This window comes from Xanthobacter sp., from assembly GCF_041911315.1.
In the GTDB taxonomy this organism is placed as follows: domain Bacteria; phylum Pseudomonadota; class Alphaproteobacteria; order Rhizobiales; family Xanthobacteraceae; genus Xanthobacter; species Xanthobacter aminoxidans.
This window is the reverse complement of sequence record NZ_JAYRPE010000038.1, coordinates 15191-38453: the sequence shown is the minus strand read 5'-3', so window position 1 is coordinate 38453 and position 23263 is coordinate 15191. Positions and strand designations below refer to the sequence as shown.

Genomic DNA, 23263 nt, shown 5'->3' with positions numbered 1-23263 from the left:
ATGGCAACTCGGGCAACGGCATCATCCCGACCCCGATCACCATGGACGAGCTGGAAGACCTGCTCATGGAGCACGGCATCATGAAGGCCGTGGACGAGAGCCAGATCGGCAAGACCGCCGCCGAACTCGCCGTCGGCTGAAGCCATCGCGTCGAGTGACCTGGGGCCGGCCTCAATTGCGGGGCCGGCCTGCCAAACGGCAACCCAACGAGAGCGAGATTGCGAAATGAGCTTGGCCCAACCGCAAAACGTTGCTGAAATCAAGGCGCGGAACAAGGAACTCATCGCGGAAGTCCTCAAGGTTTATCCCGAGAAGACCGCGAAGCGCCGCGCGAAGCACCTCAATGTCCATGAGTCCGGCAAGTCCGACTGCGGCGTGAAGTCGAACATCAAGTCCATCCCGGGCGTGATGACGATCCGTGGCTGTGCCTACGCCGGCTCCAAGGGCGTGGTGTGGGGTCCCATCAAGGACATGATCCACATCTCCCACGGCCCGGTGGGCTGCGGCCAGTACAGCTGGGCCGCCCGCCGCAACTACTACATCGGCACGACCGGCATCGACACCTTCGTGACGATGCAGTTCACGTCCGACTTCCAGGAGAAGGACATCGTCTTCGGCGGCGACAAGAAACTCGCCAAGATCATGGACGAAATCCAGGAGCTGTTCCCGCTCAACAACGGCATCACCGTCCAGTCCGAGTGCCCGATCGGCCTCATCGGCGACGACATCGAGGCCGTGTCCAAGTCCAAGTCCAAGGAATACGACGGCAAGACCATCGTTCCGGTGCGCTGCGAAGGCTTCCGCGGCGTGTCGCAGTCCCTCGGCCACCACATCGCCAACGACGCGGTGCGGGACTGGGTGTTCGACAAGCTGGACCCGAACAAGGCGCCCCCGTTCGAGCCGTCGCCCTATGACGTCGCGATCATCGGCGACTACAACATCGGCGGCGATGCCTGGTCGTCCCGTATCCTCCTCGAGGAAATGGGCCTGCGCGTGATCGCCCAGTGGTCGGGCGACGGCTCCCTCGCCGAGCTCGAGAACACTCCCCGGGCGAAGCTGAACGTCCTGCACTGCTACCGCTCCATGAACTACATCTCCCGCCACATGGAAGAGAAGTTCGGGATCCCGTGGTGCGAGTACAACTTCTTCGGTCCGTCCAAGATCGCGGAGTCGCTGCGCAAGATCGCCGCTTACTTCGACGACAAGATCAAGGAAGGCGCCGAGCGCGTCATCGCCAAGTACGCGCCCCTCATGGACGCGGTGATCGCCAAGTATCGTCCGCGGCTCGAAGGCAAGACCGTCATGCTGTACGTGGGCGGCCTGCGTCCCCGTCACGTGATCGGGGCCTACGAGGACCTCGGCATGGAAGTGGTGGGCACGGGTTACGAGTTCGCCCACAACGACGACTATCAGCGCACCGCCCAGCACTACGTCAAGGATGGCACGCTCATCTATGACGACGTGACCGGCTACGAGTTCGAGAAGTTCGTCGAGAAGGTCCAGCCGGACCTGGTCGGCTCGGGTATCAAGGAAAAGTACGTCTTCCAGAAGATGGGCGTGCCGTTCCGCCAGATGCACTCCTGGGACTATTCCGGCCCGTACCACGGCTACGATGGCTTCGCCATCTTCGCCCGCGACATGGACATGGCCATCAATTCCCCCGTCTGGAAGATGACCAAGGCCCCGTGGAAGCAGGCTCCCGGCCAGGCGGGGCTGCTCGCCGCCGAGTGAGGCGGATTTTCGAGCGCCTGAACCAGAAGCCCCTCCCTTCGCGGGGAGGGGCACCCGGGACGGGCTCCCATATTTGACCCACATATTAGGGGTTCGAGATGCCACAGAATGCAGACAACGTGCTCGATCACTTCGAGCTGTTCCGCGGTCCCGAGTACCAGCAGATGCTGGCCAACAAGAAGAAGATGTTCGAGAACCCCCGCGATCCCGCCGAAGTCGAGCGCATTCGCGAGTGGGCCAAGACTCCCGAGTACAAGGAAAAGAACTTCGCCCGCGAGGCCCTGACGGTGAACCCGGCCAAGGCCTGCCAGCCGCTCGGCGCGGTGTTCGTGGCGGTCGGCTTCGAGCACACGATCCCGTTCGTGCACGGCTCCCAGGGTTGCGTCGCCTACTACCGTTCGCACCTGTCCCGTCACTTCAAGGAGCCCAGCTCCTGCGTGTCGTCGTCCATGACGGAAGACGCGGCGGTGTTCGGCGGCCTCAACAACATGATTGACGGCCTCGCCAACACCTACAACATGTACAAGCCCAAGATGATCGCGGTTTCCACCACCTGCATGGCGGAAGTGATCGGCGACGACCTCAACGCCTTCATCAAGACGGCGAAGGAAAAGGGCTCGGTCCCGCAGGAGTACGACGTTCCCTTCGCCCACACCCCGGCCTTCGTCGGCAGCCATGTCACCGGCTACGACAACGCCATCAAGGGCGTGCTGGAGCACTTCTGGGACGGCAAGGCCGGCACCGCCCCCAAGCTGGTGCGCGAGCCGAACGAGAAGATCAACTTCATCGGCGGTTTCGACGGCTACACCGTCGGCAACCTGCGTGAAGTCAAGCGCATCTTCGGTCTGATGGGCGTCGACTACACCATCCTCGGCGACAACTCCGAAGTGTTCGACACGCCGACCGACGGCGAGTTCCGCATGTATGACGGCGGCACCACCCTGGAGGAGGCGGCCAACGCCGTCCACGCCAAGGCCACCATCTCCATGCAGGAATACTGCACCGAGAAGACCCTGCCGTTCATCGGCAACCACGGCCAGGAAGTCGTCGCCTTCAACCACCCCGTGGGCGTGAAGGGCACTGACGAGTTCCTGATGGCGATCTCGCGGATCTCTGGCAAGGAAATCCCGGAGGAGCTCGCCAAGGAGCGCGGCCGCCTCGTCGACGCCATCGCCGACTCGAACGCCCACATCCACGGCAAGAAGTTCGCCATCTACGGCGATCCCGACCTGTGCCTGGGTCTCGCCGGCTTCCTGCTGGAACTCGGCGCCGAGCCCACCCACGTCCTTGCCACCAACGGCAACCAGAAGTGGGCAGACAAGGTCCAGAAGCTGTTCGATAGCTCGCCGTTCGGCCAGAACTGCAACGTCTATCCCGGCCGCGACCTCTGGCACATGCGCTCCCTGCTCTTCACGGAGCCGGTGGACTTCCTGATCGGCAACACCTACGGCAAGTATCTCGAGCGCGACACGGGCACTCCGCTGATCCGCATCGGCTTCCCGGTGTTCGACCGCCACCACCACCACCGCCGTCCGGTGTGGGGCTATCAGGGCGGCATGAACGTCCTGATCACCATCCTCGACAAGATCTTCGACACCATCGATCAGAACACGATCGTGCCGGCGAAGACCGACTATTCGTTCGACATCATCCGTTGATCGCATAGGTGAAATGATCGATCCGGCCCGGGGCCCCGCCCGGGCCGGCCCGACAGGGAGAGTGAAGTCCGCCCCATTTCATGTCCGCCCCCATGTGATGTTCGCGCCCGCGATCTTTGCACAGCCCGTCCGCCGAAGGAGAGATCCATGAGCTCGGTTTCCGCCACGATCCAGCAAGTGTTCAACGAGCCCGGCTGCGCGAAGAACCAGAACAAATCGGAAGCGGAAAAGAAGAAGGGGTGCACCAAGCAGCTCCAGCCCGGCGGCGCCGCCGGCGGCTGCGCTTTCGACGGCGCCAAGATCGCCCTTCAGCCGCTGACCGATGTCGCGCACCTGGTGCATGGCCCCATTGCCTGCGAAGGCAACAGCTGGGACAACCGCGGCGCGCGCTCCTCCGGCTCGCAGATCTGGCGCACCGGCTTCACCACCGACATCAACGAGACGGACGTGGTGTTCGGCGGCGAGAAGCGCCTGTTCAAGTCCATCAAGGAAATCATCGAGAAGTACGACCCGCCCGCCGTCTTCGTCTACCAGACCTGCGTGCCCGCCATGATCGGCGACGACATCGACGCGGTCTGCAAGGCGGCGAAGGAGAAGTTCGGCACGCCGGTCATCCCGATCAATTCCCCCGGCTTCGTGGGCCCGAAGAATCTCGGCAACAAGCTGGCTGGCGAGGCCATCCTCGAGCACGTCATCGGCACCGAGGAGCCGGAATACACCACGCCCTACGACATCAACATCATCGGCGAATACAATCTCTCCGGCGAGCTGTGGCAGGTGAAGCCGCTGCTCGACGAGCTGGGCATCCGCATCCTCGCCTGCATCTCCGGCGACGGCCGCTACAAGGATGTGGCCTCCTCCCACCGCGCCAAGGCGGCGATGATGGTGTGCTCCAAGGCCATGATCAACGTGGCCCGCAAGATGGAGGAGCGCTACGACATCCCCTTCTTCGAGGGCTCCTTCTACGGCATCCAGGATTCCTCGGATTCGCTGCGCGAGATCGCCCGCATGCTCATCGAGCGCGGCGCCGATCCCGAGCTGATGGACCGCACCGAGGCGCTCATCGAGCGCGAGGAGGCGAAGGCCTGGGCGGCGATCGCCAAGTTCAAGGATCGCTTCAAGGACAAGAAAGTTCTCCTCATCACCGGCGGCGTGAAGTCCTGGTCGGTGGTGGCGGCGCTGCAGGAGGCCGGCCTCGAACTGGTCGGCACCTCGGTCAAGAAGTCCACCAAGGAGGACAAGGAGCGCATCAAGGAGCTCATGGGGCAGGACGCCCACATGATCGACGACATGACGCCCCGCGAAATGTACAAGATGCTGAAGGACGCGAAGGCGGACATCATGCTCTCGGGCGGCCGCTCGCAGTTCATCGCGCTCAAGGCCGCCATGCCGTGGCTCGACATCAACCAGGAGCGCCACCACGCCTATATGGGCTACATCGGCATGGTGAAGCTCGTGGAGGAGATCGACAAGGCGCTCTACAATCCCATCTGGGAGCAGGTGCGCAAGCCCGCCCCGTGGGACAACCCGGCCAACAACTGGCAGAACCGCGCCATCGCCGAGATGGAGGCCGAGGCCGCCGCGCTCGCCGCCGATCCGGTCGCCGCCGAGAAGGCCCGTCGCGGCAAGAAGATCTGCAACTGCAAGAGCGTGGACCTCGGCACCATCGAGGACGCCATCAAGGCGCACAGCCTCACCACGGTCGAGGGCGTGAAGACCCACACCAATGCCTCCGGCGGATGCGGCGCGTGCTCGGGCCGCATCGAGGACATCTTCGAGGCGCTTGGCGTCGCGGAGCCCACGCCGGCTGATCCGGTGCTGGCCGAGGCCGCGCGCCGGGCCAAGAAGGTCTGCAACTGCAAGAGCGTCACCGTCGGCACCATCGAGGATGCGGTTGCCGCCGGCGCCGCGAACTTTGCCGAGGTCACCGCCCGCACCGAGGCAGGCTCCGGCTGCGGCAAGTGCGGTGAGCGCATCGAGGACATGCTGGACGAACTCGTCGCCCCGCTCGGCACGCCGGCCGCTCTCGTGGCCGCCGAATAGGAGGGCGCGATGGCCAAGTTCGTCCAGGCGAAGAAGAGCTGCGCGGTCAATCCGCTGAAGATGAGCCAGCCCATCGGCGGCGCGCTCGCCTTCATGGGGCTGAGGGGCGCCATGCCGCTGCTGCACGGCTCGCAGGGCTGCACCTCGTTCGGCCTCGTGCTGTTCGTGCGGCACTTCAAGGAGGCGATCCCGCTCCAGACCACAGCCATGAGCGAGGTGGCCACCGTGCTCGGCGGCTATGAGAATGTCGAGCAGGCCATTCTCAACATCTACAATCGCACCAAGCCCGAGATCATCGGCATCTGCTCCACCGGCGTCACCGAGACCAAGGGCGACGACGTGGACGGCTACATCAAGCTGGTGCGCGAGAAGTATCCGCAGCTCGCCGACTTCCCGCTGGTCTATGTCTCGACCCCCGACTTCAAGGACGCCTTCCAGGACGGATGGGAGAAGACGGTCGCCAAGATCGTCGAGGTGCTGGTGAAGAAGCCCGCGCCGGACGCGCCGAAGAACCCGAAGCGCGTCAACGTGCTGCCCGGCTGCCACCTGCAGCCCGGCGATCTCGACGAACTGCGCTGCATCCTCGAGGATTTCGGCCTTGAGCCGTCCTTCCTTCCGGACCTCGCCGGCTCGCTGGATGGACACATCCCGGACGACTTCACGCCCACCACCATCGGCGGCATCGGCGTGGACGAGGTCGCCGCCATGGGCGAAGCGGCCTGGACCGTCGCCATCGGCACGCAGATGAAGACGGCGGCCGAGGCGATGCAGAAGAAGACGGGCACGCCCTATCGGCTGTTCGAGCGGCTCTGCGGGCTCGGGCCGAACGACGAATTCTTCATGTTCCTGAGCGAGATCTCGGGACGCGAGGTGCCGCGCCGCTATCGCCGGCAGCGCGGCCAGCTGGTGGATGCCATGCTGGACGCCCACTTCCACCTCGGCGGCCGCAAGCTCGCCATCGGCGCCGAGCCGGACCTCCTGTTCGATGTCGCCTCCGCTCTGCACGAGATGGGCACGCACATCACCGCCGCCGTCACCACCACCCAGTCGCCGGTGTTCGAGAAGCTGCCCTGCGATGAGGTGCTGCTCGGTGATCTCGAGGACCTGGAGACGCTGGCGAAGGAGCGGGGCTGCGACCTGCTGCTCACCCATTCCCATGGGCGCCAGGCGGCGGACCGGCTGAACATTCCCTTCTATCGCATCGGCATTCCCATGTTCGATCGCATCGGCTCCGGCCACAAGATGACAGTCGGCTATCGCGGCACGCGCGACCTCATGTTCACGCTGGCCAACATGTGCATCGCCGACCACGAGCAGAATCACGACGCGACCCCCGACACGTGGAAGAACCCGTGGGACGGCGATGGCCACGGCCATGGCGGGGCCCATGTTGCCACCCCTGCCGGCGCGCCCGACCTCGGACCCGCACCCAGCACCGCCCACCACTGAAGTCCGCAAGGACCGAGACCGCGAGAGAGGCGAGCCTTCCATGAAAGTCGCATTCGCAACCCAGGATCTCAAAAGGGTCGATGCCCATTTCGGCTGGGCGAAGAACATTGCCATCTACGAGGTCGGCCCGGAGGGCCATCACTTCATCGAGGCCATCGAATTCGACGGCGACCTGAAGGAAGACGGAAACGAGGACAAGCTGGCGCCCAAGATCGATGCGATCAAGGATTGCACCATCCTCTACGTGGCCGCCATCGGCGGCTCCGGCGCCGCCCGCGTGGTGGCCAACAACATTCATCCCATGAAGGTCAACCAGCCCGAGGAGATCTCCGATCTCATCGGCAAGCTGGAGGTGGTCCTTCAGGGCAATCCGCCCCCGTGGCTGCGCAAGGTCATGTCGAAGGGCCAGGAGCGCACGTTCGATTTCGACGAGTGAGGGATAGTCATGGCCGAAGCAGCGCAAGTCATCGAGCCGACAGAGGCCGCTGACTCCCCGTTCATCAAGGAACTCATCAAGGTCTGGCGCGCCCAGGACACCCACGGCGCGTGGGAAGGCAAGGCCGATCTCGATCTGATCGAGCCCTACATTGTCGACAAGGAGGCACGCCGCGCGCTCCCCCTCATCGGCGATCCCGACCCGGAGACCATCTGGCGCCTGGAGCTGTTCTTCAATGCGATCTGCCTGATGATCGAGAAGGAGACGCGGGTGATGATCTCGCCCATGCTCAAGATGAGCCACGAAGGCTTCGGCCGCATGGTGCTCATCGGCGGCCGGCTGATCGTCGTCAACAAGCAGCTGCGCGACGTCCACCGCTTCGGCTTCGACAATCTCGGCAAGCTCGCCGAAGAGGGCACGAAGTTCGTCCAGCAGGGCGTCGAGATGATCAACAAGTTCCCCGAAGTGGCGAAATACTGACCAGACCCAAGGTGCACCCATGAGCGACGTGGACGAACTCAAGGCCGAGATCAAGAAGCTGTCCGCCAAGGCGACACAGTCCAAGATGGACCTCCACGATCTGTCCGAAGAACTCCCGATCAACTGGGAGCAGATCATGGTTGTGGCCAAGAAGGCGCATGATGCCTTTGCCGAGCTTGAGAAGAAGCGCGCGGACTTGAAGGGACTCGAGGCCGCCTAGCATTTTTTGAAAGGCGATTTTCAGATGTCTAACGAAACCAGGGATGGTCGAGCCTGGCAGCCAGACTACCTGCTCGACATCGACAAGGACAAATGCATCGGCTGCGGCCGCTGCTACAAGGTCTGCGGCCGCGACGTCATGACCCTCAAGGGCATCAACGAGGACGGCGACATCGTCGCCCTCGATGATGACGAGGACGATGAGGTCGAGAAGAAGGTGATGGTGATGAACGACATGGGCGCCTGCATCGGTTGCGGTGCATGCGCGCGCGTCTGCCCGGCCAATTGCCAGATCCACGGCCTGGAGAAGGCCGCCGCCTGAGGCGGCAGCGCCCGAGCGCGGGCTTTTTCGGCCCGCGCGTGTCGCTCAAGGAGTGCCGCCATGCGCGCCGAAGAGGTCTATGACTGGTTGATCGCGTCATCGTCCTCCTCGGCCGCGGACGCGTTCGACGTTCACGTGGCGGCCTCCATCATCGGCCTCGCCTTTGCCGAGGCGGAGGAGGAGGGCCGGGACCGGCTCGAGGCGGTCGGCCTCGACCGCGCGGCCTTCCTCGACCTCGCCGCCATTCTGTTTCCGGCGTCCGCCCCGATGCTGGCCGCGCAGGTCGATCCTCGGGCGATCGAGGTGACGCCCGAAGAACAGTCGGTGCGCGACATCCTCGGCATCTATTCTTCCGATGCCGGCCGGCTGCAGACCCATTTCATTGCGATGATTTCCCGGCGCTGCCAGTCCCCCCACCATCTATGGCAGGATCTGGGGCTCAGGAGTCGTGCCGAGCTGCGGGAACTGATGACCCGCCGCTTCGCCCCGCTCGCCCGCAAGAACAGCCAGGACATGAAGTGGAAGAAGTTCCTCTACCGCATGGTCTGCGGCTCGGAGGGTTTCACCCTGTGCGCGGCGCCAGTGTGCTCGGATTGCGATGAATTCCACATCTGCTTCGGCGCCGAGGATGGGGAATCCCGCCTCGCGCGCAATGCCCGCGCGGCCGCCAACGGCAACGATCCGCTCGCGTTGCCGGAGGCCGCGGAATAGGCGGCTCTCACAGGCATCGAAACGACAAGAGCCCCGGCATGCCGGGGCTCTTTGGTTTTTACCTGGTCCGCGTGCAACGCCGGTGGGTCAGCCCTTCACTCGATGCCTTCGCTGCGGGCCCGCCACATCATGGCAATGCGGAAGCGCTCGTTGATGGCGGCGGGGCTGGCGAGGATCTCCGCCTCGGCCTTCTTGAAGGCGGCTTCGACCGCTTCCGCCTCTTCCTTGGTGAGCGTCACCCGGCCGGCGATGTGGGTGGCTTCCGGATGCACCTCCCAGATCTTGCGGCGGTTGGGGTGCATCTTCACCTCGGTGAGGTCGAAGGCTTCGAGCTGGCCGTCGAACAGGATCGCGAGGCCGGAGACCTCGAGCTTTCGGCCGTCGGAAGTGGTCTTGATGAGCGTGGTCGCCATGTTGTTCTCCCGTTGGCTTTCACCGGTGTTTCATCTGCGCGCGGCGTGCGCCTCAGCCTTCCGGCGATGCGAGCCAGCTGTAGCCGCCCTGATCCCAGAGCTGGGCCAGGACCTGGTCCGAACTCCAGCCCGGATACTGCGACCGGACCGTTTCATAGTCGCCGCGGAACCGTTCCGCGTCCTCTCCGGAAATGTCCGCAACCATGCCGTCCGGCTTGAAGCGCAGGACGAAATGGGTCTGGTCGCCGGCGCCGTGCAGCGTGAATTCGTCGCCGTCGCCGAGGAGGGTGAGGTCGTCGGTCGCCATGGCGGGTTTCCTTTCAGGCCGCCGCCGCGATGGGCGTCTCGTCCTTCAGTCCCCATTCGGCCCAGGAGCCGTCGTAGAGCGCGACGTCCGTCTTGCCGATGAGGTAGAGGGCGAGCATGACCACGCAGGCGATGGTGCCGGAGGCGCAGGTGACGACGATGGGCTTTGCCAGATCGACACCAGCGGCGGCGAGGCGGGCCTTGATGGCGTCGGGCTGGACCAGTTCCCCGCTCTCCTCGATGATGAGGTCGCCCCAGGGCAGGTTGATGGCGCCGGGGATGTGGCCCTTCTTCTTCGCCGGGAAGACGTCGTCCTGGCTGCCGGCGAATTTCGCGGGGCCGCGCGCATCGATCACCTGTTCGGCGCCGGAGGCGACGTTGGCCAGCATCTGGTCCAGCGCGCGCACGAGGGCCGGATTGAGACTTGCGGTGAAGGTCTTGGGCTCGGGCCGCACCGGCGACATGTCGGAGGGGAGCTTCTCCTTCACCCATTTGCCGTAGCCGCCATCGAGCATGGCGACGTCGTGATAGCCGAAGGTGCGGAACATCCACCACACACGCGCCGCGGCCGCGCCGCCGCACATGCGGTCGTAGACGATCACCTTGTCGCCGTCGCCGATGCCCAGCAGGCCCACCTTCTTGGCGAACTCCGCCGCCGGCGGCAGCATGTGGGGGAGGGGGCTGGTCTTGTCGGCCACCGCATCGATGTCGAAATGCACCGAGCCCGGCAGATGGCGCCCGCGATACTGGGTGCGGCCGTCCATGTTGGAGCTTTCATGCAGCCAGGTGCAGTCCAGAATCTTCACGTCCGGGGCCGACAGATGGTCCGCCAGCCATTGGGTGCTCACCAGCGGTCCGGGAAGAACGGTGGACATGACGCAAGGCTCTCCTGTGGCTGTGGGATGGTCTGCAGGTGACGTCGCTTCCGGGGGCAGTCACGTCCCGGGGCGGGGGCCCCGGGACGGCATCGGGTGGGGCTCAGCGCACCTTGGGCAGGCTGTAGCCGGGACGCGGATGGGCGTCGTAATAGTCGGGGCGCTCGGGCCAGCCGCCTTCGGGATTGAAGGTGAACTTCACCACCTTCACCGGCGCGCCGGGCGAGCAGGACACTTCGGCGAGCTTGATTTCGCGGGCGCCGGGGCCGACCGAGAAGTCCGCGACGGTCTTGCCGTCGGCGGTCACGGCGCGAGCGAAACCGGGGGTGCCCACTTCGCCCGCCTTCACGGCCGCATCGACGAAGCTCGGCACTTCCGAGCCGTCTTCGGAGGGCGTGGTGAAGGCCGGGGTGGCGAAGGTGAACGCCGCGAGCTTTCCGCTGCGGTCCACCGGATGGTCGGCATTCACCGGGCGGGCGACGGAATAGAAGGTCAGGGTTCCGCCCGCGAGGGCAGCCTTTATATCGTCAAGGGAGGACGAGGCGAATTCGGACGCGACGAGCATTTCCAATCTCCGGGGCACTATCGGTCAAACGAACTGTCCGTTGAGGGGATCAAGTTTCGTGCCAGCCGCCGGGCGGGTCGGCGCCATGACTTCCGCTCGTCTTGTGAAAACGCCGGAAGTCTTGCGTCGATGCGGGTTCGCGGCCGTGGACGGACCGGAAGACGCCCCATCGATCGGAGGTAAAGGCGGGCGCCGTGTCGGAAATCCGTCGCACCACGCGGGAAATGCGACGCAGCCGAGGTGGGCGATCCCACAGGGCGAGGCCCAAAGCCGACCGTGTCTGCCGTCACAGTGCGTGGGAAATGCCCGGAAGGCCATATTTTCCGGGACTGTGCGCGAATCTTGCAAGGGCTCCAATCAGCAAGATTTGCGAGGACTGTTCCATGCTGGATACGGCGATCATCGGCGGAGGGCTCTGCGGCCTCGCGCTGGCGCGGCAGTTCAAGAAACAGGACCGCAGCTTCACCCTGTTCGAGGCGCGTCCCCGGCTCGGCGGGCGCATCCTCTCGGCCGTCGCCTCCAGCAACGGCGCGGCCTTCGATCTCGGTCCCACCTGGTTCTGGCCCGACACCCAGCCGCTCATTGCCGCCTTCGTCGCGGAACTCGGCCTGGCGTCCTTCCCCCAGCATGACGAAGGCACGGTGCTGCACCTCACCGAGGCGGACAAGAACCCCCAGGGGTTCGCACAGGAGGTGCATGGTGGCGCGCGGCGGGTCGCTGGCGGTATGGCGCGTCTGGTGTCGGTTCTCGCCGAAAGCATCGGCGAGGAGCGCCTGCGCCTCAACCACGTGCTCCACAGCGTGGAGGACAAGGGCGACCATGTGGTCCTGACCTTCCGGGTAGACGATGCGTTCTTCATCGTCGAGGCACGCCATGTGGTGGTGGCGCTGCCGCCGCGCCTCGTCGCGGAGACGGTGCGCTTCATTCCGGAACTCGACGGCGCGACCTTCGATGCCATGGGCGCCGCGCCCACCTGGATGGCGCAGCAGGCCAAGGTGGTGATGGCCTATCCCTCCGCCTTCTGGCGGGTCGCCGGCCAGTCGGGCAACGCCTTCGTCACCCACGAGCAGGCCGTGGTCGGCGAGATCTTCGATGCCTGCGACGTCACCGGCGCCAAGGCGGCCCTCGGCGGCTTCCTGAGCTTTCCTCCCGATCTGCGCGAAGCCTTCGCCGATGGCCTGCCCATGCTGATGGACAGCCAGATGGTGCAGGTGTTCGGCTCGGCGGCGGAAGGCGGCGAGCAGCTCTATCAGGACTGGGCCGGGGAGGCCTTCACCTGTTCGGCCCGCGACAAGGCGGAGCCGCGGGGCGAGCACGTGGCCTTTTCCAATCCCCTGCTGCGGCGGCCGCTGTGGGACGGGCGGCTGCATCTCGGCAGCTCCGAGACGGCGACGCAGGGGGCCGGCTACCTCGAAGGCGCGCTGGAGGCGGCGCGGCGCATCGACCGAGCCCTGTCGCGCGAGCGGGCGGAAGAGGCGGGGGCCGCCGTTCCCGAGGGTCTGCCGCTGAATGCCGCCAGCCTCGCCCGCTTCGCCAACTGGGTCGGCGGTCAGAACGATGCGGCGTTCGAGGCCTATCGCATCCGCCTCAACCGGGCGCTCGCCAGCCAGGATCGCGAGCAGCTGACCCAGAGGGCGATGCTGGGCGCCATCGAGGACATCTATGAGCGCGCGGCCGACCTCATCGAGACCCTGCCCTTCGACATGAGCGACGTGCCGGTGGAGAAGGGCCGTTCCGCGCTGATGAGCGACGTGCAGCTGCCGTTCCGCGACTTCATCCAGACGCTGCTCGACGATGTTGTCGCGTTCAACCGCACCTCCTGTGCGCTTTCCAACTTCCCCGGAGAGCATCACCTCTCGCGCGACTATGTGCAGACCATCCTGCGCGACGTCGCCGCGGCCTGGCGGGACTTCTGCCTCGCCGCCAACCGGCGCCTGCTGGCCAAGGCCGAGGCCGGCGCTCCCCTGACCCCCGGCGCCGGCAGCGGCCCGGTCCTGACGCGTGCATCGTGAACGAGGATAAGATGGAACCGACCGTCATCGACAACGAGGCCCCCCAGGATGCCCTCCCGGACGAGGCGGCCGCCGTCGCCTACGTCATCTGCTCCATGAGCGACATCCCCAGCCAGCGGGCGCGGGGCTTCGAGCTGATGCAGGTGGTGGAGGACGGCACCGAGCAGCCGTTCAGGATCGTGGTGGTGCGGTGGGGCCGGCAGGTGTTCGGCTACATCAACCGCTGCCCGCACGACCAGGTGCAGCTGGACTGGGAACGCAACCAGTTCCTCGATCCCAACGGCATCCGCCTGATGTGCGGCAAGCACGGCGCCCTGTTCGAGCTGGGCACCGGCGTGTGCCTCGAAGGCCCGTGCAAGGGCAAGAGCCTCATTCCGGTGGCCCTCACCGTGCTCGACAACGACATCTGCGTGACCGGCGTGACGCTGGCCGAGGAGGTAGACGACGACGAGGAGGAGATCACCTCCTGCTCTGACGAGGGCGGCGGCGTCTGAGAGGCGCTCCCTATGGGACTGAAAATGGCCGGGCTTGCCCGGCCATTTTTGTGTCGCGACGCGCTGCCGAAGACGGCCCGGCGTGCCACCCGGTGCTGCCGGGCGGCACGGGCGCAGGCCCCTGGATCAGACCGGGCGGTTCTCGTTGCGGTTCTTCACCGGCTCCATGATGGAGACGCCCTTCTCGTAGGTGATGATCTCGTAATCCTCGTGCCACGCCGCGGCGGCATCGAGCACCACGTCGGTCTTGCCGCCGGTGTCCATCTTCTTGATGTCGTTCTTGTCGATGGAGAGGAGATCGGTCATCTCCTTCCAGACGGTGCTCTCGTCGCAGGGCAGGACGTAGAAGGTCTTGCCGTTGTGGGTGACGCGATATTTCGCCAGCAGGTCGATGTTGTTGCAGAACAGGAAATACTTGCCGTCGGGCGCCAGCGCGTCGCCGAGCACGTCGACCACGTCGGAGAGGAAGGCGAAATTCTGCAGGTAGCCGGCGAGCACCGGGATGGTGGACTTGCCCTCTTCGGCGAAGGTCAGCACCTGCTCCATGGTGTATTCCGGCGGGCGCTTCTCGTCCGCGACCTGCTGCTGGAACTTCAGCGCAATGTCGCCGCGGAAATCGAAGCGGCCGGGCTTGGTGGGCTGCTTGAGCACGGCATTCAGGAGTCGCCCCTCTTTATCCAGCCGGCCCAGGGGGGTGTTCTCGATCGCGGTCATCAAAAAGGTCTCCGGTTCAGCACACGACTGTTCAGACGGGTCTTGGGTTCAACACGGGCGCGAGCCGCGCTCGTCCCGGACAGGATCGCCCGGGAGAGAGTGCAGCCCTCCACCGAATGCCGTTCGGCGGGCCACCCGCGCAGGGGCAGGCGCTGCGCTTCATGCAAGCCCTTTGCCGCTTCGCCTGACGGGCGAGGTGAAAGCCGCCGCCAGCGACAATCGGCCCCGTGCGGGCACACGCCGAGGGCTTCCGGCAAGGCGCGGGAAGTCCGCACGGGCACGGAAATGCGGGGCTCGCCCGGCATTGCGGCGGGGTGCGCTTCGTCCATCCGGCGCGCCGCGCGGGGCCGGCGGGAGGGGGTCGCGCCCTTGTCCGAAACCGGACACGCGTCGCAAAGGCAACAGCTTCGATCCTGAAAATCGAAAGAAATCAGCCCGTTGCCGTCTGGCACGGGGCTTGCTGCTGTGCCGGCAGACCAGTCTTTCAAGCGAAGGTCGAGCAATGATCAATTTGACCGACAGCGCACTTCATGCGGTCCGCGACGCGATCCATGATGCCGACCAGCCCGTCAGCGGCCTGCGCATCATGGTCGAGACCGGCGGCTGCGCCGGCTATCAATACAAGATGGGCCTCGTCAGCGACGCCGAGCCCGACGATACCGTGGTGGAGCGCGAGGGCGTGCGCGTCTTCGTCGACAACAAGAGCCACGAGCTGCTCGCCGGCACCACCATCGACTTCGTGGTGGCCCTGGAAGGCTCCGGCTTCACCTTCGAGAATCCGAACGCCACCTCCAGCTGCTCCTGCGGCAAATCCTTCGGCTGACCGCCATCCGCGCGCCGTCCTCTAACGGGCGGCAGAACAGAGAACACAGAGAGGATATTGCGATGTTGGCCGAGACCGAAGCGCCCGCGCTCAGCCGTGAAGCCCGCCGCGAGGCGATCATCCGCGAGGTGATCGAGGAAATCCGTCCCAACCTCGTCCGCGACGGCGGCGACTGTGAGCTGGTGGAGATCGACGGCACCAAGGTCATGGTGAAGATGACCGGCGCCTGCGTCTTCTGCAAACTGGCGAGCGAGACCATCGAGGGCATCCAGTCCAAGATCGTCGAGCGCCTCGGCGAGCTGATCCGGCTGATCCCCGTTGCCGGTGCGCAGAACAAGCCGCTGGTGAGCCTGAAGGGCCCCGGCCCGGCGCTTTCCGCTGCGCCCAAGCCCGCCGCTCCCAAGCCCGTTGCGACCCCCGCCGCGGCTGCCCCGGCCGTTCCGGCGCCGGCGGCGCCGTCTCCCATCCGCTGACGGCCTGCCACACAGCAAGACGCCGCAGCCGACCCGAGGGGTGAGCGCCGTGCGCCCGGTCTATCTCGACAACAACGCGACGACGCGCACCGACCCTGCCGTCGTCGCGGCGATGCTGCCGTTCTTCTCGGAGCATTTCGGCAACGCCTCGTCCACCCACGCCTTCGGCGAGCATGTGGGCGAGGCGCTGAAAAAGGCCCGCAAGCAGTTGCAGGCCCTCCTCGGTGCCCAGTTCGACCACGAGATCATCTACACCTCGGGCGGCACGGAATCCGACAACGCCGCCATCCTCTCCGCGCTGGAGACCCAGGAGGGGCGGGACGAGATCGTCACCACCACGGTGGAGCATCCCGCCGTGCTCACCCTCGTCGCCCATCTGGAGAAGACGCGCGGCATCAAGGTCCACCTCATCGGGGTGGACCGGCAGGGGCGGCTCGACCTCGACGCCTTCGCCGCCGCGCTGTCGCCGAAGACGGCGCTGGTCTCCGTCATGTGGGCCAACAACGAGACCGGCACGCTGTTTCCGGTGGCGGATCTCGCGCGCCAGGCCCATGCGGCGGGCGCCCTGTTCCACACCGATGCGGTGCAGGCGGTAGGCAAGGTCGCCATCGATCTCAAGTCCACCGAGATCGACATGCTCTCGCTCTCCGGTCACAAGCTGCACGGCCCCAAGGGCATCGGTGCGCTCTATGTGCGCAAGGGCGTGAAGTTCCGCCCGCTGGTGCGTGGCGGCCATCAGGAGCGTGGGCGGCGCGGCGGCACCGAGAACGTGCCCGGCATCATCGGCCTCGGCGCGGCGGCCGAGCTGGCCCTTGCCCACATGGAGGAGGAGCGCACCCGCGTGAAGGCGCTGCGCGACCGGCTGGAGCAGGGCATCCTGCAGCAGGTCAGCCACACCCTCCTCAACGGCGACGGCGACAACCGCCTGCCCAACACCGCCAACGTGGCCTTCGAATATCTCGACGGCGAGGCGGTGCTGCACAATCTCAACAAGGCCGGCGTCGCGGCCTCCACCGGCTCGGCCTGCACCTCCGGCTCCACCGAGCCCTCCCATGTGCTGCGCGCCATGAACCTGCCCGCGAGCGCGCTGCATGGCGCGCTCCGCCTGTCCCTGTCGCGCGAGAACACGAGCGATGATGTGGACCGGGTGCTGGAGGTTCTGCCCGACATCGTCGCCCGCCTGCGCGCCATGTCGCCGGCCTGGGCGGCGGCCACGGGCGATGCATCTGCCGTCGCCGATCATGTCTGATGTCGGCCATGCCGAACGTCCGGCGCGCGGCGCCACACCCCTTCGTGCTCCGTGCGGTGCCCCGCGCCCGGCGCGCATCACCAGCGTCCCCGTTCGGGCTTCGGTCCTGCCGGGTCACAGCGGCGAGTAAAGCCCGATCAAGGAGCCAATAAATGAAAGTCATGATTCGCCGTTCCCCGGAAATCGGCCTGTCCATCTACGTCCCCAAAAAGGACCTGGAGGAGCCGATCGTCGAGTTCGAGCACGAGTCCCTGTGGGGTGGTTGGATCAAGATCGCCAACGGCTGGGTGCTCGACCTGCCTGAGATGGCCGAGGGAACCACCCTGCCCATCACCGTCAACGCGAAGAAGCGTGGCGAGGAGGAGTGAGCTGAGATGAACATTTCCGTCGCCAATATCGAGACGCTGAAGCTCGCCGACGCCGAAGCCGTCCTGAAGGACGTGGCGGCGGAGTTGCGCGCCGACAAGGTCGTGCCCTACCTCGGGCCCGGCCTCCTCGCCCTCGGAGCCCCCGCCATTCCGGTGACGCCGGAAGACCTGTCGGTCTTCTTCGGCACCAAGGTGGCGCTGCCCAAGCGCGCCAAGGGCAATTGCTGGGCCGCGGCCCAGCACATCGAGAGCATGAAGCACCGCAACACCGTCTCCGCCTTGATGGCGGAGGCGTTCGGGCCTGAGGTGCCGCCGCTGCCGTTCCATACCTTCCTCGCGGGCCTGCCCCTCGCGCTGATCGTGGACACCTGGTACGACGGCGCCATGCGCGCAGCCCTCGCCGGCCGTGCCGACTGGGGCGAGGCGCAGGGCATCACCCGCGCCGGCATCGGCGAGGACCGCTGGTATCGCTTCTATGATCCCGCCGGCACCGAGAGCGACCGCGCGACGGTCGAAGGCTGGAAGACAGTGCTCTACAAGCCCCACGGCAGCGCCGCGCCGGCGAAGAACTGGCTGATCTCCGACGCGGACTATGTGGAAGTCCTCACCGAGATCGACATCCAGACGCCCATCCCGGACGTGGTGAAGAACCGCCGCACCGAGCGCAGCTTCCTGTTCCTGGGCTGTCGCTTCCACGACCAGATGCTGCGCACCTACGCCCGGCAGATCTCCAAGCGTTCGCGCGCGCCGCACTTCGCCATCGTGGACGAGGCGACGCTCACCAAGAACGAGCTGCGCTTCCTGCTCACCCACGCCATCACGCCCATCGCCATGTCGCTGCCGAAGGCGCTCGACGTCATCATGTCGGCCTGATGCGGGCTGCGTCCCGGCGTGACCAATGAGAGGGAGCATGTCCGGCACCGGACATGCTCCCCTTGCTTTTGGGGTTGCGGCCTTCGCCCGGAAGCAGGCGAGGGAAGGGGATTCTCGGGCTCGCATTGACCTCGATCAAATGCGCGCCGGGACAGGCCGCAAATCGACGCCGAGCATGTAACTTTTCCAACATGTCAGTCGTGTCGCGGCTCGATGTTCACAAGCCGACAGCCAGATGCCTCGCCTCCAGGTGATTGATATTTATCAGGTATCTGTCCCCTGTCGGGCTGGCACGGCTGTTGCTCCTCTCTCAGCCAAGGATTTATCGGGATCCTGCTGCAAGCGAGGAGCAGATAGATGCACGCGTCGACACAGCAAGAAAACGCGGTTGGCATGAACGCCGTCGGAATGGACGAGAAGCTGGCCGAGGTCATGCAGGCCAAGGCCGAGCACCAGGGCTGCGGCACCTCGGGAGGTTCGGGCAAGGCGAGCTGCGGCTCGTCGGCCGGCCAGGGCGACCTGCCCACCGAGATCTGGGAGAAGGTGAAGAACCATCCCTGCTACAGTGAAGAAGCCCACCACCACTATGCGCGTATGCATGTTGCCGTTGCCCCGGCGTGCAACATCCAGTGCAACTACTGCAATCGCAAGTATGACTGCGCCAACGAGAGCCGCCCCGGCGTGGTCTCCGAGAAGCTGACGCCCGAGCAGGCCGCGAAGAAGGTGCTGGCGGTGGCCTCCACCATCCCGCAGATGACCGTGCTCGGCATCGCCGGCCCCGGCGACCCGCTCGCCAACCCCGAGAAGACCTTCAAGACCTTCGAGCTGATCAACCGGACCGCCCCGGACATCAAGCTCTGCCTGTCCACCAACGGCCTTGCCCTGCCGGACCACGTGGACACCATCGCCGGCTTCAACGTGGACCACGTGACGATCACCATCAACATGGTGGACCCCGAGGTCGGCGCGAAGATCTATCCCTGGGTGTTCTGGAAGCACAAGCGCTACACCGGCTATGAGGCGGCCAAGCTCCTCACCGACCGGCAGATGCTCGGCCTCGAGATGCTCACCGAGCGCGGCATCCTGTGCAAGGTGAACTCGGTGATGATCCCGGGCATCAACGACAAGCACCTCGTGGAAGTGAACCGCGCTGTGAAGTCGCGTGGCGCGTTCCTGCACAACATCATGCCGCTCATCTCCTCCCCCGAGCACGGCACCGTGTTCGGCCTCAACGGCCAGCGCGGCCCGACCGCCCAGGAGCTCAAGGCGCTCCAGGACGAGTGCGAGGGCGAGATGAACATGATGCGTCACTGCCGCCAGTGCCGCGCCGACGCCGTGGGCCTCCTCGGCGAGGACCGCTCCGCCGAGTTCACCACCGACAAGATCATGGCCATGGAGGTCAATTACGACCTCGACAGCCGCAAGGCCTACCAGGCCCTCGTCGAGGAAGAGCGCGTCGCCAAGGTGGCGGCGAAGCAGGAGGAGCTGGAGGCTCTCGCCGGCGAGCAGAGCGACATCAAGCTGCTCACCGCGGTTGCCACCAAGGGCTCGGGCCTCATCAACGAGCACTTCGGCCACGCCAAGGAGTTCCAGGTATGGGAACTCTCCACGGCGGGCGCCAAGTTCGTCGGCCATCGCCGCGTCGACCTGTATTGCCAGGGCGGCTACGGCGAGGAGGACAGCCTCGAGACCATCATCCGCGCCATCAACGACTGCCACGCGGTGTTCGTGGCGAAGATCGGCGGCTGCCCGAAGGCGGACCTCATCAAGGCCGGCATCGAGCCCGTCGACACCTTCGCCCACGAGTTCATCGAGAAGTCGGCGATCACCTGGTTCAAGGAATACCTGAACAAGGTGAAGACCGGCGAAATCGTCCACACCGCGCGCGGCGACGCCGAGATCCGGCAGGGCGCGCTCATCAACGCGGCCTGACCGGCGAAGACAAGGAGCATCGCCATGACCCTCAAAATCGTCGCGTCGCAGTGCACGAGCTGCTCGGCCTGTGAGCCGGAATGCCCCAACGTGGCCATTTCGGAGAAGAACGGGACGTTCGTGATCGATCCGAAGAAGTGCACCGAGTGCATCGGCCACTTCGACGTGCCGCAGTGCGCGGCGGTCTGTCCGGTGGACGATACCTGCGTGATTGACAACGCATATCCCCGCTACCAGCCCACCGCCTGAGGAGCTGCGCGATGAACTTCACCATGACCCGCTCCGCCGCCCGCTTCATGCGCATGATGATCATGGCGGACGGCGGCCCCACCGCCGGCTTCCGCATGCATGTGACGCCCGGCGGATGCTCTGGTCTCAACGCCGACATCTCTGTGCTGCCCGAACCGCAGCCCGGCGATGTGGTGGTGGAGAAGGACGGGGTGAAGCTGTTCCTGCCGGCGGAAAGCCGCCTGCTGCTCGATGGCGTGACCATCGACTTCACCGACACGGCCGCCAAGACCGGGCTCGTCTTCAACGATCCCAAGGCGACTACCTGCTCATCCCACGCCCACTGACGGCGGGGAGAACCCTCTTCCGGGGCGGCCTGGCGCCGCCCCGGACTTCACCGGGCCGGGGTTCGACCGGCACCGGCTCAAGGACAGGACGGGGACAGGGGATGGAGGGTTCCGCACAGGCCTTTGGCGAGCCCGACGTCCTGACCCCCGAAGCGCTCCTTGCGAGCGCGGTGATGGGCGGAGGATTGCCGGAGGACGCACAGTTCCATCTGTGGGAAGCCGGCCTCTCCTACCAGCAGGACGAAGTGGCGGAAGCGCATCTGCGCAAGGCCGAGGCCATCGCCCCGGGCCATGCGGCGGTGCTCATCGGCCTCTATCGCTTCTACTTCTACAAGGGCCGCCTGCGGGAGTGCCTGGGGGTGGCGCGGGAATGCCTCGCCAAGGCGCAGCGGGAGACCAATCTCCCGGCCAACTGGCGGGACGTGCGGGCGGAAGATGCGGAGTTTTCCCGATACGACCGCCTGATGCCGCGCTTCTTCCTGTTCACGCTGAAGGGCTACGCCTACCTCAACATGCGCCTCGGCAATCTCGACGAGGGGCGCGCCGCGGTGATGAAGCTGCTCGAGCTCGATCCGTCCGACAAGATCGGCGCGAAGCTCTTGCTCGACGTGCTGAACAGAGCGGGGCAGGACGATGAAGACTGACGACGACATCGAGGATGCCAAGACCTGGCTCGGCGAAGACATCGATTGCCGGAGCTGTGTCCACGCGGCGGACCTTCTGCCGGCGGGCAAGTGCCAGCTGAGGCGCGCCTGCGTGAACGACCGCTATGCCCGGCGCATCGACCGCTTCTTCAACTGGAATCCGAAGCTCGCCAATTCCTACGTGGGCCACGAACATTTCGAGGTCCGCGCCATCGCAGCGAAGCACGCCGACGTTTTTTTCCTGAAGCCGCTCCTCAATGATCCCGAGGAGACGGTGCGCTGGAATGCGGCGCGCCGGCTGCCCAAGCGGCTCATCCTGCCGCTGCGCAACGATCCCCATCGCGAGGTGCGCATCCGCATCGTCTCGCTGCTGGAGGATGCGGAACTCGCGCCCATGCTGGCGGACGACGATTACTATGTGCGCCTGGTGGTGGCCCGCCGCATCGCGCCGCCGCTGCTGTCGCGCCTCGTGGATGATCCCGAGCCGGAAGTGCGTAAGGTGGTGGCCCAGCGGCTGCCGTCCGAATGGCTGATGTGCATGGCCGGTGACCGCAGCGCGGCGGTTCGCCTGGAGGTGGCGCAGCGCCTCGCCCCGGACCTTCTTCCGGCCCTCGCGTCCGACGCGGACTGGCGGGTGCGCCACGAGGTCGCCGGCCGGGTGGCGCCGTCCCAGCTCGCCCGGTTCCTGGAAGATGACGACGAGTTCGTGCGCGAGGTCGCCCGCTCCCGCATCGAGGCGGGCGGGCAGCTCTTGAGGGAGATGCCGCTATGAGCAACATCGTCCGCGACAGCGATGTGGTGGAGATTTCCGAGCCGCCCTATTTCAATTTCGGCGAGAAGGTGAAGGCGAAGCGGGTGATCCGCAACGATGGAACCTATGCCGGCAAGGAGATCGGCGAGATTCTCGCGAAGAAGGGCGAGATCGGCTACGTCGTCTCCATCGGCACCTTCCTCCAGCAGTTCTACATCTACGGCGTCGAGTTCACCGAGAGCGGCAACCGCGTCGGCATGAAGCGCAAGGAACTGGAAAGCGCCGTTCCGCGCGAAGAACAGGACATCCCGCTGCCCCCCGCCCCCGGAGTTTGATTGCCATGATGCTCGAACCGCGCCTGCCCAAGTATGATTGGGGCATGAAGGTCAAGACCCTCATCGACCTCTACAATGACGGGTCCTATCCCGACATGCCGGACGAGGGGCTGCTGGTGGGTGTCGGCACCGTCGGCGAGATCGTGCAGGTAGGCCAGCACACGGACACGAACACGCCCATCTACCTCATCGAATTCAACGAGCGCCTGGTGGTGGGCTGCCTCGAGGAAGAGATCCAGCCGCTCTGACCCTGGAGCATTTTCGGCGAACACCGGTCCGCCGAAAATGCTCCAAGCTTTTGACAATACGCATTTTATCCGCGCGAACCGGACTCCACTTCGCTCGAAAATGCTCCAGATGCGCGGCGCCGGCCGCGCGCGCCACACAGCCGCGAGAGATAGGACGATGAGGCTGCCCGCTCATCCGAACGATCTCGACAGGAAGCGCATCGAGCGCGCCATAAGGGCGCGCAAGCGCTATCGCTATGTCACGCCCCGCGTCGTCGCCACGGAGGGCGGCTACCGTATCGAGAGCGCGTGCTGTTCGCGCAACATCGATCCCGAGGGCGGGGTGGTGGACATCGCGCTGATGATCTTCGATCCGGAGCAGGCCTCCTGGCAGCTGTTCCGCAAGAACCACGGCAAGCGCCTCTGGGAGCTCGACAGTATTCACGAGCGGCTGAAGGAATTGCTGGAGCTTCTGAACGACGACTCCGAGCGTCGATTTTGGCAGTGATCCAAACTGGCAATGATCCTGCATGGCATGGGACGGACCGCGACAAAGCCGCCGGTCGTGTCTCATTCCGGCACGGG

At 65.6% G+C, this 23263-nt stretch carries 28 protein-coding genes and 2 pseudogenes; 25 read left to right on the top strand and 5 right to left on the bottom strand.

Going from position 1 to position 23263, the window contains the following annotated elements; translation table 11 throughout:
- The 10 genes and pseudogenes from nifH to ACE3QW_RS12070 all read left to right on the top strand — a co-directional run.
- Nucleotides 1–140 (top strand): annotated as a pseudogene (gene nifH, locus ACE3QW_RS12115) (nitrogenase reductase); the annotation flags it as partial.
- A gap of 85 nt (nt 141–225) precedes the next feature.
- Entirely contained in the window at nt 226–1731 is a 1506-nt protein-coding gene (gene nifD, locus ACE3QW_RS12110; protein ID WP_029555935.1) for a nitrogenase molybdenum-iron protein alpha chain, read from the top strand.
- Between the two features lie 98 nt (nt 1732–1829).
- Complete coding sequence (nifK, locus tag ACE3QW_RS12105; RefSeq protein WP_029555934.1) at nt 1830–3389, top strand: nitrogenase molybdenum-iron protein subunit beta; 1560 nt, start codon at nt 1830–1832, stop codon at nt 3387–3389.
- 147 nt (nt 3390–3536) lie between these two features.
- On the top strand, nt 3537–5432 hold the full coding sequence (nifE, locus tag ACE3QW_RS12100) for a nitrogenase iron-molybdenum cofactor biosynthesis protein NifE (RefSeq protein WP_374251674.1): 1896 nt from the start codon (nt 3537–3539) through the stop codon (nt 5430–5432).
- Between the two features lie 9 nt (nt 5433–5441).
- Nucleotides 5442–6881 (top strand): nitrogenase iron-molybdenum cofactor biosynthesis protein NifN, encoded by a 1440-nt coding sequence (nifN, locus tag ACE3QW_RS12095; protein ID WP_374251673.1) that lies wholly within the window; start codon nt 5442–5444, stop codon nt 6879–6881.
- Between the two features lie 40 nt (nt 6882–6921).
- On the top strand, nt 6922–7317 hold the full coding sequence (gene nifX / locus ACE3QW_RS12090) for a nitrogen fixation protein NifX (protein ID WP_024281068.1): 396 nt from the start codon (nt 6922–6924) through the stop codon (nt 7315–7317).
- A gap of 9 nt (nt 7318–7326) precedes the next feature.
- Entirely contained in the window at nt 7327–7797 is a 471-nt protein-coding gene (locus ACE3QW_RS12085; protein ID WP_029555931.1) for a NifX-associated nitrogen fixation protein, read from the top strand.
- Nucleotides 7798–7816: 19 nt separating this feature from the next.
- Nucleotides 7817–8017, top strand: a complete 201-nt coding sequence (locus ACE3QW_RS12080; protein ID WP_029555930.1) for a CCE_0567 family metalloprotein — start codon at nt 7817–7819, stop codon at nt 8015–8017.
- A 24-nt stretch (nt 8018–8041) separates the two neighbouring features.
- A complete protein-coding gene (gene fdxB, locus ACE3QW_RS12075; RefSeq protein ID WP_029555929.1) occupies nt 8042–8338 on the top strand; it encodes a ferredoxin III, nif-specific in 297 nt (98 codons plus the stop codon).
- 60 nt (nt 8339–8398) lie between these two features.
- The gene (locus ACE3QW_RS12070) at nt 8399–9049 is read left to right on the top strand and encodes a nitrogen fixation protein NifQ (protein ID WP_029555928.1); all 651 of its coding nucleotides are present in this window, start codon (nt 8399–8401) and stop codon (nt 9047–9049) included.
- Between the two features lie 95 nt (nt 9050–9144).
- Here ACE3QW_RS12070 and ACE3QW_RS12065 read toward each other — a convergent pair whose 3' ends face one another.
- The 4 genes from ACE3QW_RS12065 to ACE3QW_RS12050 all read right to left on the bottom strand — a co-directional run bounded on the left by ACE3QW_RS12065 (nt 9145) and on the right by ACE3QW_RS12050 (nt 11208).
- On the bottom strand, nt 9145–9462 hold the full coding sequence (locus ACE3QW_RS12065) for a hypothetical protein (RefSeq protein ID WP_024281063.1): 318 nt from the start codon (nt 9460–9462) through the stop codon (nt 9145–9147).
- A gap of 52 nt (nt 9463–9514) precedes the next feature.
- On the bottom strand, nt 9515–9769 hold the full coding sequence (locus ACE3QW_RS12060) for a hypothetical protein (protein ID WP_029555927.1): 255 nt from the start codon (nt 9767–9769) through the stop codon (nt 9515–9517).
- 13 nt (nt 9770–9782) lie between these two features.
- Entirely contained in the window at nt 9783–10643 is an 861-nt protein-coding gene (gene sseA, locus ACE3QW_RS12055; RefSeq protein ID WP_374251672.1) for a 3-mercaptopyruvate sulfurtransferase, read from the bottom strand.
- Nucleotides 10644–10746: 103 nt separating this feature from the next.
- Nucleotides 10747–11208, bottom strand: coding sequence for a hypothetical protein (locus ACE3QW_RS12050; RefSeq protein ID WP_024281060.1), 462 nt, complete (start codon nt 11206–11208; stop codon nt 10747–10749).
- Nucleotides 11209–11591: 383 nt separating this feature from the next.
- Here ACE3QW_RS12050 and ACE3QW_RS12045 point away from each other — a divergent pair, with 383 nt between their 5' ends.
- Together ACE3QW_RS12045 and ACE3QW_RS12040 are read left to right on the top strand one after the other, a co-directional pair.
- A complete protein-coding gene (locus ACE3QW_RS12045) occupies nt 11592–13220 on the top strand; it encodes a flavin monoamine oxidase family protein (RefSeq protein ID WP_374251671.1) in 1629 nt (542 codons plus the stop codon).
- Between the two features lie 11 nt (nt 13221–13231).
- Complete coding sequence (locus ACE3QW_RS12040) at nt 13232–13714, top strand: Rieske (2Fe-2S) protein (protein ID WP_374251670.1); 483 nt, start codon at nt 13232–13234, stop codon at nt 13712–13714.
- 126 nt (nt 13715–13840) lie between these two features.
- On the opposite strand, the gene ACE3QW_RS12035 is transcribed toward ACE3QW_RS12040, so the two are convergent.
- The gene (locus ACE3QW_RS12035) at nt 13841–14428 is read right to left on the bottom strand and encodes a hypothetical protein (protein ID WP_029555923.1); all 588 of its coding nucleotides are present in this window, start codon (nt 14426–14428) and stop codon (nt 13841–13843) included.
- 502 nt (nt 14429–14930) lie between these two features.
- On the opposite strand from ACE3QW_RS12035, the gene ACE3QW_RS12030 reads away from it, so the two are divergent.
- From ACE3QW_RS12030 to ACE3QW_RS11970, 13 genes and pseudogenes are all read left to right on the top strand, one after another.
- Nucleotides 14931–15251 carry an iron-sulfur cluster assembly accessory protein gene (locus tag ACE3QW_RS12030; RefSeq protein WP_024281056.1) on the top strand — a complete coding sequence of 107 codons (321 nt, stop codon included), beginning with the start codon at nt 14931–14933 and terminating at the stop codon, nt 15249–15251.
- A gap of 62 nt (nt 15252–15313) precedes the next feature.
- Nucleotides 15314–15577, top strand: a pseudogene (locus ACE3QW_RS12025) (NifU family protein); the annotation flags it as partial.
- A 196-nt stretch (nt 15578–15773) separates the two neighbouring features.
- Entirely contained in the window at nt 15774–16973 is a 1200-nt protein-coding gene (gene nifS / locus ACE3QW_RS12020; RefSeq protein ID WP_029555921.1) for a cysteine desulfurase NifS, read from the top strand.
- 152 nt (nt 16974–17125) lie between these two features.
- Nucleotides 17126–17341, top strand: coding sequence for a putative nitrogen fixation protein NifT (gene nifT, locus ACE3QW_RS12015; RefSeq protein ID WP_024281053.1), 216 nt, complete (start codon nt 17126–17128; stop codon nt 17339–17341).
- Between the two features lie 6 nt (nt 17342–17347).
- Nucleotides 17348–18214 carry an SIR2 family protein gene (locus tag ACE3QW_RS12010; RefSeq protein WP_374251669.1) on the top strand — a complete coding sequence of 289 codons (867 nt, stop codon included), beginning with the start codon at nt 17348–17350 and terminating at the stop codon, nt 18212–18214.
- Nucleotides 18215–18571: 357 nt separating this feature from the next.
- Entirely contained in the window at nt 18572–20146 is a 1575-nt protein-coding gene (gene nifB / locus ACE3QW_RS12005) for a nitrogenase cofactor biosynthesis protein NifB (RefSeq protein ID WP_029555919.1), read from the top strand.
- Between the two features lie 24 nt (nt 20147–20170).
- Nucleotides 20171–20395: a 4Fe-4S binding protein gene (locus ACE3QW_RS12000; RefSeq protein WP_011995790.1), complete on the top strand. Its 225-nt coding sequence runs from the start codon at nt 20171–20173 to the stop codon at nt 20393–20395.
- Between the two features lie 11 nt (nt 20396–20406).
- On the top strand, nt 20407–20721 hold the full coding sequence (locus tag ACE3QW_RS11995) for an iron-sulfur cluster assembly accessory protein (protein WP_024281049.1): 315 nt from the start codon (nt 20407–20409) through the stop codon (nt 20719–20721).
- Nucleotides 20722–20822: 101 nt separating this feature from the next.
- Nucleotides 20823–21365, top strand: coding sequence for a hypothetical protein (locus ACE3QW_RS11990; RefSeq protein ID WP_374251668.1), 543 nt, complete (start codon nt 20823–20825; stop codon nt 21363–21365).
- Nucleotides 21355–22137, top strand: coding sequence for a 4Fe4S-binding leucine-rich repeat protein (locus ACE3QW_RS11985; protein ID WP_374251667.1), 783 nt, complete (start codon nt 21355–21357; stop codon nt 22135–22137). The genes ACE3QW_RS11990 and ACE3QW_RS11985 overlap by 11 nt, the downstream gene beginning before the upstream one ends.
- On the top strand, nt 22134–22451 hold the full coding sequence (locus tag ACE3QW_RS11980) for a nitrogen fixation protein NifZ (protein WP_029555916.1): 318 nt from the start codon (nt 22134–22136) through the stop codon (nt 22449–22451). The genes ACE3QW_RS11985 and ACE3QW_RS11980 overlap by 4 nt, the downstream gene beginning before the upstream one ends.
- 8 nt (nt 22452–22459) lie before the next feature.
- A complete protein-coding gene (locus ACE3QW_RS11975) occupies nt 22460–22699 on the top strand; it encodes a nitrogen fixation protein NifZ (protein ID WP_024281045.1) in 240 nt (79 codons plus the stop codon).
- Nucleotides 22700–22856: 157 nt separating this feature from the next.
- A complete protein-coding gene (locus ACE3QW_RS11970) occupies nt 22857–23186 on the top strand; it encodes a hypothetical protein (protein ID WP_374251666.1) in 330 nt (109 codons plus the stop codon).
- The last annotated feature ends 77 nt before the right edge of the window (nt 23187–23263 follow it).

What these genes read in the sequence shown, in the direction of transcription:
- ACE3QW_RS12080 (WP_029555930.1), top strand. Translation starts at nt 7,817, where the DNA reads ATGAGCGACGTGGACGAACTCAAGGCCGAGATCAAGAAGCTGTCCGCC.
- nifN (WP_374251673.1), top strand. Translation starts at nt 5,442, where the DNA reads ATGGCCAAGTTCGTCCAGGCGAAGAAGAGCTGCGCGGTCAATCCGCTG.
- fdxB (WP_029555929.1), top strand. Translation starts at nt 8,042, where the DNA reads ATGTCTAACGAAACCAGGGATGGTCGAGCCTGGCAGCCAGACTACCTG.
- nifB (WP_029555919.1), top strand. Translation starts at nt 18,572, where the DNA reads ATGCACGCGTCGACACAGCAAGAAAACGCGGTTGGCATGAACGCCGTC.
- nifX (WP_024281068.1), top strand. Translation starts at nt 6,922, where the DNA reads ATGAAAGTCGCATTCGCAACCCAGGATCTCAAAAGGGTCGATGCCCAT.
- ACE3QW_RS12010 (WP_374251669.1), top strand. Translation starts at nt 17,348, where the DNA reads ATGAACATTTCCGTCGCCAATATCGAGACGCTGAAGCTCGCCGACGCC.
- ACE3QW_RS11970 (WP_374251666.1), top strand. Translation starts at nt 22,857, where the DNA reads ATGAGGCTGCCCGCTCATCCGAACGATCTCGACAGGAAGCGCATCGAG.
- nifT (WP_024281053.1), top strand. Translation starts at nt 17,126, where the DNA reads ATGAAAGTCATGATTCGCCGTTCCCCGGAAATCGGCCTGTCCATCTAC.
- ACE3QW_RS12035 (WP_029555923.1), bottom strand. Translation starts at nt 14,428, where the DNA reads ATGACCGCGATCGAGAACACCCCCCTGGGCCGGCTGGATAAAGAGGGG.
- ACE3QW_RS12040 (WP_374251670.1), top strand. Translation starts at nt 13,232, where the DNA reads ATGGAACCGACCGTCATCGACAACGAGGCCCCCCAGGATGCCCTCCCG.
- ACE3QW_RS12000 (WP_011995790.1), top strand. Translation starts at nt 20,171, where the DNA reads ATGACCCTCAAAATCGTCGCGTCGCAGTGCACGAGCTGCTCGGCCTGT.
- ACE3QW_RS11975 (WP_024281045.1), top strand. Translation starts at nt 22,460, where the DNA reads ATGCTCGAACCGCGCCTGCCCAAGTATGATTGGGGCATGAAGGTCAAG.
- ACE3QW_RS12045 (WP_374251671.1), top strand. Translation starts at nt 11,592, where the DNA reads ATGCTGGATACGGCGATCATCGGCGGAGGGCTCTGCGGCCTCGCGCTG.
- ACE3QW_RS11980 (WP_029555916.1), top strand. Translation starts at nt 22,134, where the DNA reads ATGAGCAACATCGTCCGCGACAGCGATGTGGTGGAGATTTCCGAGCCG.
- nifE (WP_374251674.1), top strand. Translation starts at nt 3,537, where the DNA reads ATGAGCTCGGTTTCCGCCACGATCCAGCAAGTGTTCAACGAGCCCGGC.
- ACE3QW_RS11990 (WP_374251668.1), top strand. Translation starts at nt 20,823, where the DNA reads ATGGAGGGTTCCGCACAGGCCTTTGGCGAGCCCGACGTCCTGACCCCC.
- ACE3QW_RS12085 (WP_029555931.1), top strand. Translation starts at nt 7,327, where the DNA reads ATGGCCGAAGCAGCGCAAGTCATCGAGCCGACAGAGGCCGCTGACTCC.
- nifK (WP_029555934.1), top strand. Translation starts at nt 1,830, where the DNA reads ATGCCACAGAATGCAGACAACGTGCTCGATCACTTCGAGCTGTTCCGC.
- ACE3QW_RS12030 (WP_024281056.1), top strand. Translation starts at nt 14,931, where the DNA reads ATGATCAATTTGACCGACAGCGCACTTCATGCGGTCCGCGACGCGATC.
- ACE3QW_RS11985 (WP_374251667.1), top strand. Translation starts at nt 21,355, where the DNA reads ATGAAGACTGACGACGACATCGAGGATGCCAAGACCTGGCTCGGCGAA.
- ACE3QW_RS12060 (WP_029555927.1), bottom strand. Translation starts at nt 9,769, where the DNA reads ATGGCGACCGACGACCTCACCCTCCTCGGCGACGGCGACGAATTCACG.
- ACE3QW_RS12050 (WP_024281060.1), bottom strand. Translation starts at nt 11,208, where the DNA reads ATGCTCGTCGCGTCCGAATTCGCCTCGTCCTCCCTTGACGATATAAAG.
- ACE3QW_RS12070 (WP_029555928.1), top strand. Translation starts at nt 8,399, where the DNA reads ATGCGCGCCGAAGAGGTCTATGACTGGTTGATCGCGTCATCGTCCTCC.
- sseA (WP_374251672.1), bottom strand. Translation starts at nt 10,643, where the DNA reads ATGTCCACCGTTCTTCCCGGACCGCTGGTGAGCACCCAATGGCTGGCG.
- nifD (WP_029555935.1), top strand. Translation starts at nt 226, where the DNA reads ATGAGCTTGGCCCAACCGCAAAACGTTGCTGAAATCAAGGCGCGGAAC.
- ACE3QW_RS12065 (WP_024281063.1), bottom strand. Translation starts at nt 9,462, where the DNA reads ATGGCGACCACGCTCATCAAGACCACTTCCGACGGCCGAAAGCTCGAG.
- ACE3QW_RS11995 (WP_024281049.1), top strand. Translation starts at nt 20,407, where the DNA reads ATGAACTTCACCATGACCCGCTCCGCCGCCCGCTTCATGCGCATGATG.